The organism is Pseudomonas sp. 2822-15 (assembly GCF_002742515.1).
In the GTDB taxonomy this organism is placed as follows: Bacteria; Pseudomonadota; Gammaproteobacteria; order Pseudomonadales; family Pseudomonadaceae; genus Aquipseudomonas; species Aquipseudomonas salomonii.
This window is the reverse complement of the sequence record NZ_LJRY01000169.1, coordinates 1-12,693: the sequence shown is the minus strand read 5'-3', so window position 1 is coordinate 12,693 and position 12,693 is coordinate 1. Positions and strand designations below refer to the sequence as shown.

Below are 12,693 nucleotides of genomic sequence, written 5' to 3'. Positions count from 1 at the left end.
CTATGGCCGTTGACCTGCACGCCCTCTACCCGAAATTGATCCACCTGATGCTGGACACGGTCTTCGTGGTCGACAGTGACAACCTGATCGTGTTTGTCAGCGATGCCTGCGAAGCCCTGCTCGGCTACCGCGCCGATGAACTGACCGGCACGCCCATTACCGACTACATGCACCCTGAAGACCTGGCGCGCACGCGGGCCTCGATTGTGCGAGTCATGAATGGCCGGCCCCATGTGGACTTTCGCAACCGCTATCTGCGCAAGGATGGCAGCGTGGTGCACATCCTGTGGGCAGCCTTCTGGTCCGAAGAAGTCGGCGCGCGCATCGGCGTGGCGCGGGACGTGACGGCGCTCACCCAGGCCGAGGAGGAACTGCGCTTCCTCGCCCACCATGACCCATTGACGGCCCTCACCAACCGCTCGTTGTTCAACGATGGCCTGGCGTCGGCCCTGCACACCGCACGGCGTGATAACACCCGGCTGGCGTTGCTGTTTCTGGACGTCAATGACTTCAAGGGCATCAACGATGTGCATGGCCACGCCGTGGGCGACCGCGTGCTCTGCGTGATTGCACGGCGGCTGGAACGCTGCGTGCGAGAAAGCGATCTGGTGGCGCGCATGGGCGGTGATGAATTCACGGTGTTGCTGACCGATGTGCAGTCACACGAAGCGGTTAGCAGCAAAGTGGCGCAAATTCTCGCGGCCATGGCCGAGCCGCTGGGCGCTGAGTTTGGCCCGGTCAAGATGCCGTCGTGCAGTGTAGGCGTGGCGTTTTACCCGGCCGACGGCGCAGACGCCGATACCCTGCTCAGCCACGCAGACAGCGATATGTACCGGATAAAAAGGCTGCGGCTGGCCGCCGAGTGATGAAACTTCCTACGCGAACCTTTCCCGCCAAAAACGGATTGGTTAGGATCGCGGTCCACTTGAAGGATCATTGCAATGACTATTCGACCTCGCGCGGCCGCCGACGACCCGGTGCTGGGAGCACTGTGGGAGCGCTCGGTGCGGGCCACCCATGACTTCCTCCCCTCACTTGAAGGTACTGAACAATGTTGATCAAGAAAGCCCTGACCACCGTCACCCTGCTCGCGTCCCTGTTGGGTGCGTCTGCGGCATTTGCCCACGCCCACCTCAAAAGCTCGACACCGGCGGCCGACAGCACGGTTGCCGCGCCCGCCGACCTGCGCCTGACCTTCAGCGAAGGCGTAGAAGCCACCTTCACCAAAGTGTCCCTGAGCAAAGACGGCACCGAAGTCGCCATCAAAGGCCTGGAAACCCCGGACGCCGACAAGAAAACCCTGGTGGTCACACCCGCCGCGCCGCTGGCGGCCGGCAACTACAAGGTGGTCTGGAACGCCGTCTCGGTCGACACCCATAAGAGCAACGGTGAATACAGCTTCAAGGTCGGCCAATAACCGATGGCAACCCTGCTGGTGCTGTGCCGCTTCGTGCATTTCATCGTCGTGCTGTTGATGTTCGGGGCCTGTGCCTTCAGGCCCTGGCTGCTCGGCGCGCAACCGGCACTGGACCGGCAACTGCTGCGCATCACCCGTGCGCTGGCCTGGCTGGGGTTGCTCTCCGGCGTGGCCTGGTTGCTGTTGATCACGGCCAGCATGGCGGGCAGTTGGGACGCGGCGCTGCAACCGGCCACGGTGCAGTTGGTGCTGGGCAAAACCTTTTTCGGCCAGGTGTGGGTCTGGCACTTGTTGCTGAACCTGCTGCTGGTAGTGGCGTTGATCAAACCCTGGCCGGCCTTGCGCCTGCCGTTGACCGCACTGCTGTTGGCAACCTTGGCCCCGGTCGGCCATGGCGCGATGCTCAATGGGCTGAGCGGGCAATTGCTGATCCTCAATCAAGTGGTGCACCTGGTGTGCGTCGGCGCCTGGCTGGGCGGGTTGTTGCTGCTGGTGCTGATCCTGCGGCTGTCGCCAAAGCCTGGGCTGGAGCCGATCCTCAAGCGTTTCAGCGGTGTGGGTTATGGCCTGGTTGCCGGTTTGCTGGTGACGGGCTTGATCAATGTTCGGGTGCTGACCGGGCAGCTGTGGCCCACGCCGCTGTTTAACGGGTTTGCGCTGATTCTGTTGATCAAGGTGCTGCTGGTGCTGGGTATGTTGGCGCTGGCGCTGTTGAACCGGTTGCGTATCGAGCGTTGTGAGGAGCGACTGGGCAGTTTGAAGGCCAGTGTGATGCTCGAATGGGTGCTGGGTATTTCAGCAGTCGCCGCGGTGTCCCTGCTGGGTACCTTGCCACCGATGGTGATGGCTGGCTGAAGATCTCTGTGGGAGCTGGCTTGCCTGCGATGCAGACGCCGCGGTCCCACAGGTACACCGCGTTGATGCCATCGCAGGCAAGCCAGCTCCCACATGGACCGTGCCCACTTTTTATCGATATCGACCTAGTCATCGTATAACTTCTGCTTGACAGACCCCGAAAACCCCGCAAATATCCCTCGCAATGTTGTACGACAACGTATAACAAATAATAAAAACAACAAATCGAAAGGGAGCTTCACTGTGCCTCAATTCGCCCGCAATTCCTCCTCGCGTCTCGGTCTTATCAGTTTCAGCAGCCTGGCACTCGCCCTGCCCCTCTGTGCCCAGGCCGAGGGTTTTCTCGACGACGCCAAAGCCACGCTCAACCTGCGCAACGCCTACTTCAATCGCAACTTCACCAACCCCACGTACCCGCAGGCCAAGGCCGAGGAATGGACGCAGAACTTCATTCTCGACGCCAAATCCGGCTTTACCCAAGGCACCGTGGGCTTCGGGATTGACGTGCTGGGCCTGTATTCGCAGAAGCTCGACGGCGGTAAAGGCACGGGGGGCACCCAGCTATTGCCGATCCATAGCGACGGCCGCCCTGCCGACAATTTCGGACGCCTGGGCGTAGCGCTGAAAACCCGGCTGTCCAAAACCGAACTGAAGGTCGGCGAATGGATGCCGGTGCTGCCGATCCTGCGCTCGGACGACGGCCGCTCCTTGCCGCAAACCTTTCGTGGCGGCCAGGTCACCTCCAATGAAATCGCCGGGCTGACCCTCTACGGCGGCCAGTTTCGCGGCAACAGCCCGCGCAACGACGCGAGCATGGAAGACATGTTCATGAACGGCAAAGCGGCGTTCACCTCCGACCGTTTCAACTTCGGCGGCGGCGAATACGCCTTCAACGACAAACGCACCCAGGTCGGCGTGTGGTACGCCGAACTCACCGACATCTACCAGCAGCAGTACCTGAACCTGACCCACAGCCAGCCGGTCGGCGACTGGACCTTTGGCGCCAACCTCGGGTTCTTCAATGGCAAGGAAGACGGCAGCGCCCTGGCCGGCAACCTCGACAACAAAACCTATTCCGCCCTGCTCTCGGCCAAATACAAAGGCAATGCCTTCTATGTGGGCCTGCAAAAACTCACCGGCGACAGCGTGTGGATGCGGGTCAACGGCACCAGCGGCGGCACCCTGGCCAACGACAGCTACAACGCCAGCTACGACAATGCCAAGGAAAAATCCTGGCAGATACGCCATGACTTCAACTTCGTGGTGCTCGGCATTCCGGGGCTGACCATGATGAACCGCTACATCAGCGGCAATAACGTGCACACCGGGGCCATCACCGATGGCAAGGAATGGGGCCGCGAGTCGGAACTGGCCTACACGGTGCAGAGCGGCACACTGAAGGATTTGAATGTGCGCTGGCGCAACTCGACCATGCGTCGGGATTTCAGCAACAACGAGTTTGATGAAAATCGGATCTTTATCAGCTATCCGATCTCGTTGCTCTAGGGCTGGATCCATAAGCAGAAGAAGATCCACTGTGGGAGCGGCGGTGCGAGCGAGCCCGCTCCCACATTTGATCTGACTTGCCTGCAAGAATGTTGACAACCTCGGGAATCCCTAACACTATTTCCACATAGTCATACGACAACCTACAACAACAATGGAATTCCCATGACCACCACCACGCCTGCACCCTTCAACCGCCTGCTGCTTACCGGCGCTGCCGGCGGCCTGGGCAAAGTCCTGCGCGAACGCATGCGCCCTTATGCCCAGGTATTGCGCCTGTCGGACATCGCCAACATGGCCCCGTCGGCCGGCGAGTTCGAAGAAGTGCAACCCTGTGACCTGGCCGACAAACACGCCGTGCACCAGTTGGTGGAAGGCGTCGATGCCATCCTGCATTTCGGCGGTGTGTCGGTGGAGCGCTCTTTCGAAGAGGTGCTCGGCGCCAACATCAGCGGCATTTTCCATATCTACGAAGCCGCCCGCCGCCATGGCGTTAAACGCGTGATCTTCGCCAGCTCCAACCATGTGATCGGCTTTTACAAGCAGGACGAACACATCGACGCCCACTCCCCACGTCGCCCCGACAGCTACTACGGCTTGTCCAAATCCTACGGCGAAGACATGGCCAGCTTCTACTTCGACCGCTACGGCATCGAGACCGTGAGCATCCGCATCGGCTCCTCGTTCCCGGAACCCCAGAACCGCCGAATGATGCACACCTGGCTGAGTTTCGATGACCTGACCCAACTGCTCGAGCGCGCGCTGTACACGCCGAATGTCGGCCACACCGTGGTCTACGGCATGTCGGATAACCTCGATACCTGGTGGGACAACCGCTACGCCGCGCACCTGGGTTTTGCGCCCAAGGACAGCTCCGAAGTGTTCCGCGCCAAGGTCGAAGCCCAGCCGCCAGTGGCAGCTGACGACCCGGCCGCGATCTACCAGGGCGGCGCGTTCTGCGCGGCGGGGCCGTTCGGTGACTGAACGCACATCAACCCAAGGGAATGAGTTGCCATGACCGCTGAACTGATCGTCGATGCCCGCAATGCCGTGGGCGAATGCCCGGTGTGGGTGCCGCAGGAAAACGCGCTGTACTGGGTGGACATCCCCAACGGCGGCCTGCAACGCTGGAACGCCGCCACCGGCCACGTCGCCGCCTGGAAAGCCCCGCAGATGCTTGCCTGTATTGCCCGCACCGACGCGGGCAATTGGCTCGCGGGCATGGAAAGCGGGTTTTTCCAACTCACCCCGCATCACGACGGCAGCCTCGACACCACGCCTGTGGCGAGCATCGAGCACCCGCGCACTGACATGCGCCTCAACGATGGCCGCTGTGATCGCCAGGGCCGCTTCTGGACCGGCAGCATGGTGCTGAACATGGGCTTGAATGCGGCCGAAGGCACCCTTTACCGCTATGCGTCAGGCGCCGCGCCCCATGCACAACTGAACGGGTTCATCACCCTCAACGGCCTGGCCTTCAGCCCGGACGGCCGCACGATGTACGCCTCGGACTCACACCCGCTGGTGCAGCAAATCTGGGCTTTCGATTACGACATCGACACCGGCACGCCGTCCAACCGCCGCGTGTTTGTCGACATGCATCAATTCCTCGGGCGCCCCGATGGCGCGGCGGTCGACGCTGACGGCTGCTACTGGATCTGCGCCAACGACGCCGGGCTGATTCACCGCTTTACCCCGGATGGCCGCCTGGACCGCTCCCTCAGCGTGCCGGTCAAAAAACCCACTATGTGCGCCTTCGGCGGCAGCCGGCTGGACACCTTGTTCGTCACCTCGATCCGTGATGACCACAGTGAGCAGTCGGTCGCCGGCGGCGTGTTTGCCCTCAACCCCGGCGTCAGCGGATTGCCGGAGCCCACGTTCACCCTCTAGCTGCATCGCTGTGCCTTGAATACAACAACAATAAGACAGGAGTGACACCCCATGGACTTCAAACGCACCTTGCTCGCCGCTGCATTCTTTACCCTCAGCACCGCCGCCCACGCGCTGGAAATCAAATTCGCCGACATCCACCCCGCCGGCTACCCCACTGTCGTTGCTGAACAGAACATGGGCAAGGCCCTGACTGAGGCAAGCAACGGCGAACTGACCTTCAAATACTTCCCGGGCGGTGTGCTGGGCTCCGAAAAAGAAGTGGTCGAACAGGCCCAGGTCGGCGCGGTGCAGATGACCCGCGTCAGCCTCGGCATCGTCGGGCCGGTGGTGCCGGACGTGAACGTGTTCAACTTGCCGTTCGTGTTCCGCGACCAGGCGCATATGCGCAAAATCATCGACGGCGAAATCGGCGATGAAATCCTCGCCAAGATCACCGACTCCGAGTTCGGCCTGGTGGCCCTGGCCTGGATGGACGGCGGCACCCGCAACCTCTACACCAAAAAGCCGGTGCGCAAGATCGAAGACCTCAAGGGCATGAAAATTCGCGTTCAGGGCAACCCGATCTTCATCGAAGCCTTCAACGCGATGGGCGCCAACGGCATTGCCATGGACACCGGCGAAATCTTCAGCGCCTTACAGACCGGCGTCATCGACGGCGCAGAAAACAACCCGCCGACGATGCTGGAGCACAACCACTTTCAGAATGCCAAGTTCTACACCCTCACCGAGCACCTGATCCTGCCCGAACCCATCGTGATGTCGAAAATCACCTGGAACAAACTCACGCCTGCCCAGCAAGACCTGGTGAAAAAAGCCGCCAAGGTCGCCCAGGCTGACGAGCGCGCGCTGTGGGACGCCAAGTCCGCCAGCAGCGAGGAAAAGCTCAAGAAGGCTGGCGTCGAGTTCATCACCGTCGACAAAAAACCCTTCTATGACGCCACCGCAGCGGTTCGCGCCAAATACGGTGCGGCTTACGCCGACATCATCAAGCGCATCGACGCGGTCGAGTAATCACCCTTCCCTCTAGTCAGGCCCGGCGCGGTCCGCATTGACGCGCCCGGTTACGGTGAACGCCATGAAGAATTTAGTGTTGCGCATCAACGACCGCATTTACATGACCTGCATCTGGGTCGCCGGCCTCTCGGTGCTCGGGGTCGCGCTGATCATTCCCTGGGGCATCTTCGCCCGCTACATCCTCGGCACCGGCGCAAGCTGGCCGGAGCCCACCGCCATTCTGCTGATGCTGGTGTTCACTTTTGTCGGCGCGGCGGCCAGTTACCGTGCCGGCGCGCATATGTCAGTGGCCGTGGTCACCGACCGCCTGCCACCGCGCCAACGGCAAATCGTCGGCGTAATCACGCAACTGCTGATGGCCACCATCTGCCTGTTCATGGCCGTCTGGGGCAGCAAGCTGTGCCTGTCCACCTGGAACCAGTTCATGAGCGCGATCCCCACCCTGCGCGTGGGCATCACCTATATGCCGATCCCGATTGGCGGGCTGCTGACGCTGGTGTTCGTGCTGGAAAAACTCTTGCTCGGTGACCAGAGCCAGCGCCGTGTGGTGCGCTTCGACCTAGTTGAAGAAAACGAAGGGGCTGCCTGATGGACGCATTGATGCTGCTGGGCAGTTTTATCGCCTTGATCCTGATCGGCATGCCGGTGGCCTACGCGCTCGGGCTGTCGGCGCTGATCGGCGCGTGGTGGATCGACATCCCGTTCCAGGCCCTGATGATTCAGGTGGCGGGCGGGGTGAACAAGTTTTCGCTGATGGCGATTCCGTTCTTTGTGCTGGCCGGGGCGATCATGGCCGAGGGCGGCATGTCGCGCCGCCTGGTGGCGTTTGCCGGGGTGCTGGTGGGGTTTGTGCGCGGTGGCCTGTCGTTGGTGAACATCGTGGCGTCGACGTTTTTTGGCGCGATTTCCGGCTCGTCGGTGGCCGATACCGCATCGGTCGGTTCGGTGTTGATCCCGGAAATGGAACGCCGTGGCTACCCGCGTGAGTTCTCCACCGCCGTCACGGTAAGCGGTTCGGTGCAGGCCTTGCTGACGCCGCCCAGCCATAACTCGGTGCTCTACTCCCTGGCGGCCGGCGGCACGGTCTCGATCGCCTCGTTGTTCATGGCCGGCGTGGTGCCTGGGTTGTTGATGAGCGCGTGCCTGATGGTGCTGTGCCTGATCTTCGCGAAAAAGCGCAATTACCCCAAAGGTGACGTCATCCCCTTGAAGCAGGCGCTGAAGATCGCCGCCGATGCACTCTGGGGCCTGATGGCCATGGTGATCATTCTCGGCGGCATCCTCTCGGGTATTTTCACTGCCACCGAGTCGGCCGCGATTGCCGTGCTATGGGCATTTTTCGTGACCATGTTCATCTACCGCGACTACAAATGGCGCGAGCTGCCCAAGCTGATGCACCGCACGGTGCGCACCATTTCCATTGTGATGATCCTGATCGCCTTCGCGGCCAGCTTCGGCTACATCATGACCCTGATGCAGATCCCGGCAAAAATCACCACGCTGTTCCTGACCCTGTCGGACAACCGCTACGTGATCCTGATGTGCATCAACGTCATGCTGCTGATGCTCGGCACGGTGATGGACATGGCGCCGCTGATTTTGATCCTCACGCCGATCCTGCTGCCGGTGGTGCTGGGTATCGGCGTCGCCCCGGTGCACTTCGGCATGATCATGCTGGTGAACCTCGGCATCGGCCTGATCACTCCGCCAGTGGGCGCAGTGCTGTTTGTGGGCGCGGCGGTGGGCAAGGTCAGTATCGAGAAAACCGTGGCGGCGCTGCTGCCGTTTTATGCGGTACTGTTTCTGGTGTTGATGGCGGTGACGTACATTCCCGCGTTGTCCCTGTGGCTTCCTGGGCTGGTGCTCTGATGATAGAACTGGAAGACAACCTGACCCGTCTCACCCTCGCCCCGGCCGTGGGTGGCAGCCTCGTCAACTGGACGGTGCGCGCCACCGGCCAGCCGCTGTTACGCCATAGCGACGAATCTGCGCTGAACACCGGGCTGCCGGGCAAGCTGGCGTGTTACCCGCTTGCGCCGTGGTCCAACCGGGTTGCCCAAAGTGGTTTCGATAACCCTGGCGGCTGGCTGGCACTCTCGCCCAACAGCCCGCTCGACCCGCTGCCGATTCACGGTTCGGCCTGGCAACAGGTGTGGCAGGTGGTGCGCCAGACGGCGGATGAAGTGGTGCTGGAGGTGGTGTGTGAGACGCCGTTTGCCTACCGCGCCGAGCAGCGGTTGCGCTTGAGCGGCGGCGAGCTGAGTATCCAGTTGCGCGTAACGCATCTGGCCGAAAAAGCCGCGTGGCACGGCCTGGGGTTGCATCCGTATCTGCCGCGCAGGCCGGGCACGCGGTTGCAGGCCAAGGCGGATCAGGTGTGGATGAGTGATGCGTCCAAGCTGCCGACCGGGTTGGCGCCGGTGCCTGCCGAATGGGATTTCACTCAGCTCAAAGGGCTGCCGCACGGCCTGGTGGACAATGGGTTTTGCCAGTGGGATGGGCGTTGTCGCATCGAACAGCCGGAGCTGGGCTATGCACTGGAGTGCCAGGCGAGCGGCGCCGATTACTTCCTGCTGTTCTGCCCGCCGGGGTTGGGGTTCTTTTGCATCGAGCCGGTGAGTCATCCGGTGAATGCGCATCACCTGCCTGGGCGGCCGGGGCTGAAGCTGCTGGAAAAAGGCCAGTCAACTCACCTCAATTTCACCCTGAAATACCAACCTTTATAACCCCAAAAAAACCTGTGGGAGCCGGGCTCGCCCGCGATGGCGGTGTGTCAGCCTGCACACCTGGACCTGATAAACCGCTATCGCAGGCAAGCCAGCTCCCACATTTTTGATCGGCGTGGTGTCAAGGCGGGCTGTTTTTCAGGCGGCCTGCCGTGTCGATACTCACCACCACCGACAACCCCGGCCGCAAGCGCTCGCCCTCGGCCTGATCCGGGTCCACCGTAATCCGCACCGGCACCCGCTGGGCGATCTTTACAAAGTTGCCGGTGGCGTTATCCGCCTGCAACAGGCTGAACTCCGAGCCGGTCGCCGGGGAAATATGCTGCACCGTGCCGTGAAACTTGCGGTGGTTGAGCGCATCCACGGTGAACGTCACCGGCTGGCCGACCTGCACATTGTCCATCTGGGTTTCTTTCATATTGGCGATCACCCACAACTGCGGCGGCACCAGCGCCATCAACTGAGCGCCGGAGTTGACATACGCGCCCAGGCGCACGCCGATCTGCCCCAGCTGGCCGTCACGCGGTGCAATGATGCGGGTGTTGGACAGGTCGATACGCGCCAGCTCCACGGCCGCATCGGCACTGGCCACCGCCGCTTCCAGGGAGCCGCGATTGACGATCACGGTTTGCAAATCTTGCCGGGCGATTTCCAGGTTGGCCTGAGCCTGGGCCACCGCTGCGATGGTCTGCGCGTTTGCGGCGCGGGTCACGTCCAGCTCGCGCCTGGACACCGAACCGTCGCCGATCAGTTCTTCATTGCGGCGCAAGTCGGCGGTGCTTTTGCGCGCCTGGGCCTGGCTGTCCACCAGTGCGGCCTGGCGCAGTTTGATGGTGGCTTCGGCGCTGTTGCGCTGCTGCACCACATTGGCCAAGGAGGCTTTCTGCACCGCCAATTGTGCCAGCGCCTGGTCGAGCCGCTGCTTGTAGATACGGTCATCCAGGCGCACCAGCAGGTCGCCGGCCTTGACGTACTGGAAGTCCTGCACCGGCACTTCATACACATAGCCGCTCAGTTGCGGGCCGATAATCGTCACCTGGCCGCGCACCAGGGCGTTCTCGGTGGTTTCCACCGCGCTGCTGAAGGGCGGCAATTGCCAGGCATACAGCACGATCAACACACCGACGATGGCAATCGCGGCAAAGCCCAACGACGAGACGATGCGCACCCGCAACGAGCGCGGCTCCGTTACGCTGGAGCCCGGTGGTGGCGTGCCTTCCGGGGTGGAGGCGATGGCGTTGGTGGTAGTGGTGGTGGTTTCGGTCATGAAGTAACGCCGCTGGGTTGAACGGGAGGGGCTGCTGCTTTGGTGGTACTCATCAGCCACAGGCTGCGGGTAAAGATCCAGAGCATGGTGAGGATTGCGATGATCGCGATCAACATGAACACATCGTTGTAGGCCATCACATTCGCCTCGCGCGTGGCCGCCGTGGCCAGGCTGCGAATGCCCATGAGGTTGCGCAGTTCCGGGTCGGCAATCACGCCGCCGTAGGCCGAGCCGCCGCTCTGTACCCGCGCCGCCACGCGTGGGTCGAGCAAGGTCAGGTGTTCGACGATCATGCTGGAGTGGTATTTCTCCCGCACGATCTGGAACGTGCCCAGCAACGCCGCACCAATCAGGCCGCCGAGGTTCTGGCAGATGCCGAACATCACCGAGAAACTCACCAGGTTGCGCGGGTTGGTCAGTACGTTTTTAGTGCCCAGCACCATGGTCGGCCCCAGGAAGAAGGTGCCGCCAAAGCCTAGCAGGAACTGGCTGATATACAGGTTTTGCGGGCGTGTGAGATTGCTGGAGAAACTGTCCATCACCGAGCCTGTGGCCATCAGCGCCAGGGAGATGATCAACGGCATCAGCAGGTGCGCCGGGTTGATCGTCAGCGCGCTGACCACCAGCCCGGCAATCGCCCCGGCCAGCATCACCACGTAGAGGGTGTGCATCTGCTGGTAGCTCATGTTCAGCATCTGCATAAAGCCCACCGCGCCGGTGGACTGCTCGGACAGCACCATGCGAATCAGCACCACCGCCAGCGCCAGGCGAATCATCGCCCCGCTGCCGAGCCAGCGCGTCATCAACATCGGGTTGGCGCGGTTATGCTCGATGGCCAGGCCGGCCATGATCAGCACCAGCGAACAGGCCGAGGCCACGCCGATCCAGGGCGCTTCCAGCCACCAGTCGATACGCCCCAACGACAGCACCGCACAGAGCAACGCCACGCCGCTGGCGAGAATGGCAAAGGTGAGGAAGTCGAGTTTTTCAAAGGTTTTAAAACGGTCGCCGGGCGGCAGTTTGAGCATGAATACGCAGCCCAGGCAGATCAGCGCCATGCCCAGCTCGAACAGGTACAGCCCGCGCCATTCGGCAATTTGCAGCAAGTCTTCAGAGAACAAGCGCGCCAGTGGCAGCGCCAACTGCGCGGTGCCCAAGCCCAGCACCAGAGCTTTGAGCCGCCACTTGGCGGGGAACGCCTGGATCATGTAGTACAAGCCCAACGAACTCAGCGCCGCACCGACCATGCCGTGAGCCGCCCGCACTGCAATCGCCGAACTCAAGTCGTTGACGAACAAATGGCCGAAGGTCACCAGCGCATACAGCACCAGGAACACCTCGGTAAACGCGCGCAGGCCGAACTGCTGACGAAACTTCACCAGCAGCAGGTTCATGCACACGTTGGTCATCACATAGGCGGCCGGCAGCCAGGCCATTTCGGCGGTGGTGGCACCCAGCGCGCCTTGCAGGTATTGCAGGTTGGCGATCACCAGAGCGTTGCCGAGCCCGCCGGTAATTGCCACCAGGATCCCGACCAACGCGAACAGCCAGCGCTTGTGCGTAGGGTGCAGCGGCGTCGACGGCGAGCCCGGCAAGCTCGGCCGCTCGTGGGGTTGCCAGGTGTGGGGGGTGTATTTATCCATCGCATGACCTTGATGAGCCGACGTGCAAGGTCGGTAAATCCGTTACTCAGGGACCAGTAAACCTGAGAGGCGTTCATCTTGCCATGTCTCGTGCGGGCACGGTCAAAACTGTGGGGGCGGGCTTGCTCGCTCCCACAATTGACCGCATCCAACCTTAAGCGGATTTGCATGCACTGAAGAACTGCTTTTCTGTGTGAGCTGGCTTGCCTGCGATACAGACACCTCGGTGTGTCAGGTACACCGAGTTGATGCCATCGCAGGCAAGCCAGCTCCCACATTAGACCGAGTATGGCTCTGCTGTTGCTGTTGCTGTTGCTGTTGCTGTTGCTGTTGCTGTTGCTGTTGCTGTTGCTGTTGCTGTTGCTGTTGCTG

Annotated in this window: 12 protein-coding genes and 1 pseudogene; 11 read left to right on the top strand and 2 right to left on the bottom strand. The window is 61.7% G+C overall.

Translation table 11 applies throughout. The features are described 5' to 3' along the window. Positions 1 to 2 precede the first annotated feature (2 nt). The 11 genes and pseudogenes from AOA59_RS05780 to AOA59_RS05730 all read left to right on the top strand — a co-directional run bounded on the left by AOA59_RS05780 (position 3) and on the right by AOA59_RS05730 (position 9,411). Entirely contained in the window at positions 3 to 866 is an 864-nt protein-coding gene (locus AOA59_RS05780; protein ID WP_065931122.1) for a GGDEF domain-containing protein, read from the top strand. Between the two features lie 75 nt (positions 867 to 941). Then, positions 942 to 1,031 (top strand): annotated as a pseudogene (locus AOA59_RS05775) (GNAT family N-acetyltransferase); the annotation flags it as partial. 20 nt (positions 1,032 to 1,051) lie between these two features. Then, positions 1,052 to 1,417, top strand: coding sequence for a copper homeostasis periplasmic binding protein CopC (gene copC / locus AOA59_RS05770; protein ID WP_056861375.1), 366 nt, complete (start codon positions 1,052 to 1,054; stop codon positions 1,415 to 1,417). A gap of 3 nt (positions 1,418 to 1,420) precedes the next feature. Next, complete coding sequence (copD, locus tag AOA59_RS05765) at positions 1,421 to 2,272, top strand: copper homeostasis membrane protein CopD (protein WP_099486353.1); 852 nt, start codon at positions 1,421 to 1,423, stop codon at positions 2,270 to 2,272. Positions 2,273 to 2,515: 243 nt separating this feature from the next. Then, the gene (locus AOA59_RS05760) at positions 2,516 to 3,778 is read left to right on the top strand and encodes an OprD family porin (protein ID WP_065931124.1); all 1,263 of its coding nucleotides are present in this window, start codon (positions 2,516 to 2,518) and stop codon (positions 3,776 to 3,778) included. 165 nt (positions 3,779 to 3,943) lie between these two features. Next, complete coding sequence (locus AOA59_RS05755) at positions 3,944 to 4,762, top strand: NAD(P)-dependent oxidoreductase (protein ID WP_065931125.1); 819 nt, start codon at positions 3,944 to 3,946, stop codon at positions 4,760 to 4,762. 30 nt (positions 4,763 to 4,792) lie between these two features. After that, complete coding sequence (locus AOA59_RS05750) at positions 4,793 to 5,668, top strand: SMP-30/gluconolactonase/LRE family protein (protein WP_099486352.1); 876 nt, start codon at positions 4,793 to 4,795, stop codon at positions 5,666 to 5,668. A gap of 51 nt (positions 5,669 to 5,719) precedes the next feature. Beyond that, positions 5,720 to 6,682: a TRAP transporter substrate-binding protein gene (locus AOA59_RS05745; protein ID WP_099486351.1), complete on the top strand. Its 963-nt coding sequence runs from the start codon at positions 5,720 to 5,722 to the stop codon at positions 6,680 to 6,682. A gap of 64 nt (positions 6,683 to 6,746) precedes the next feature. After that, positions 6,747 to 7,274 carry a TRAP transporter small permease gene (locus AOA59_RS05740; protein ID WP_065931128.1) on the top strand — a complete coding sequence of 176 codons (528 nt, stop codon included), beginning with the start codon at positions 6,747 to 6,749 and terminating at the stop codon, positions 7,272 to 7,274. Then, positions 7,274 to 8,554 (top strand): TRAP transporter large permease, encoded by a 1,281-nt coding sequence (locus AOA59_RS05735; RefSeq protein ID WP_099486349.1) that lies wholly within the window; start codon positions 7,274 to 7,276, stop codon positions 8,552 to 8,554. Before AOA59_RS05740 ends, AOA59_RS05735 begins: the two co-directional genes overlap by 1 nt. Then, positions 8,554 to 9,411 (top strand): aldose 1-epimerase, encoded by an 858-nt coding sequence (locus tag AOA59_RS05730; RefSeq protein WP_099486347.1) that lies wholly within the window; start codon positions 8,554 to 8,556, stop codon positions 9,409 to 9,411. The genes AOA59_RS05735 and AOA59_RS05730 overlap by 1 nt, the downstream gene beginning before the upstream one ends. Before the next feature lie 121 nt (positions 9,412 to 9,532). Here AOA59_RS05730 and AOA59_RS05725 read toward each other — a convergent pair whose 3' ends face one another. Further along, a complete protein-coding gene (locus tag AOA59_RS05725) occupies positions 9,533 to 10,678 on the bottom strand; it encodes an HlyD family secretion protein (protein WP_099486346.1) in 1,146 nt (381 codons plus the stop codon). Beyond that, positions 10,675 to 12,321 carry an MFS transporter gene (locus AOA59_RS05720; RefSeq protein ID WP_017136435.1) on the bottom strand — a complete coding sequence of 549 codons (1,647 nt, stop codon included), beginning with the start codon at positions 12,319 to 12,321 and terminating at the stop codon, positions 10,675 to 10,677. Before AOA59_RS05720 ends, AOA59_RS05725 begins: the two co-directional genes overlap by 4 nt. Positions 12,322 to 12,693: the final 372 nt, after the last annotated feature.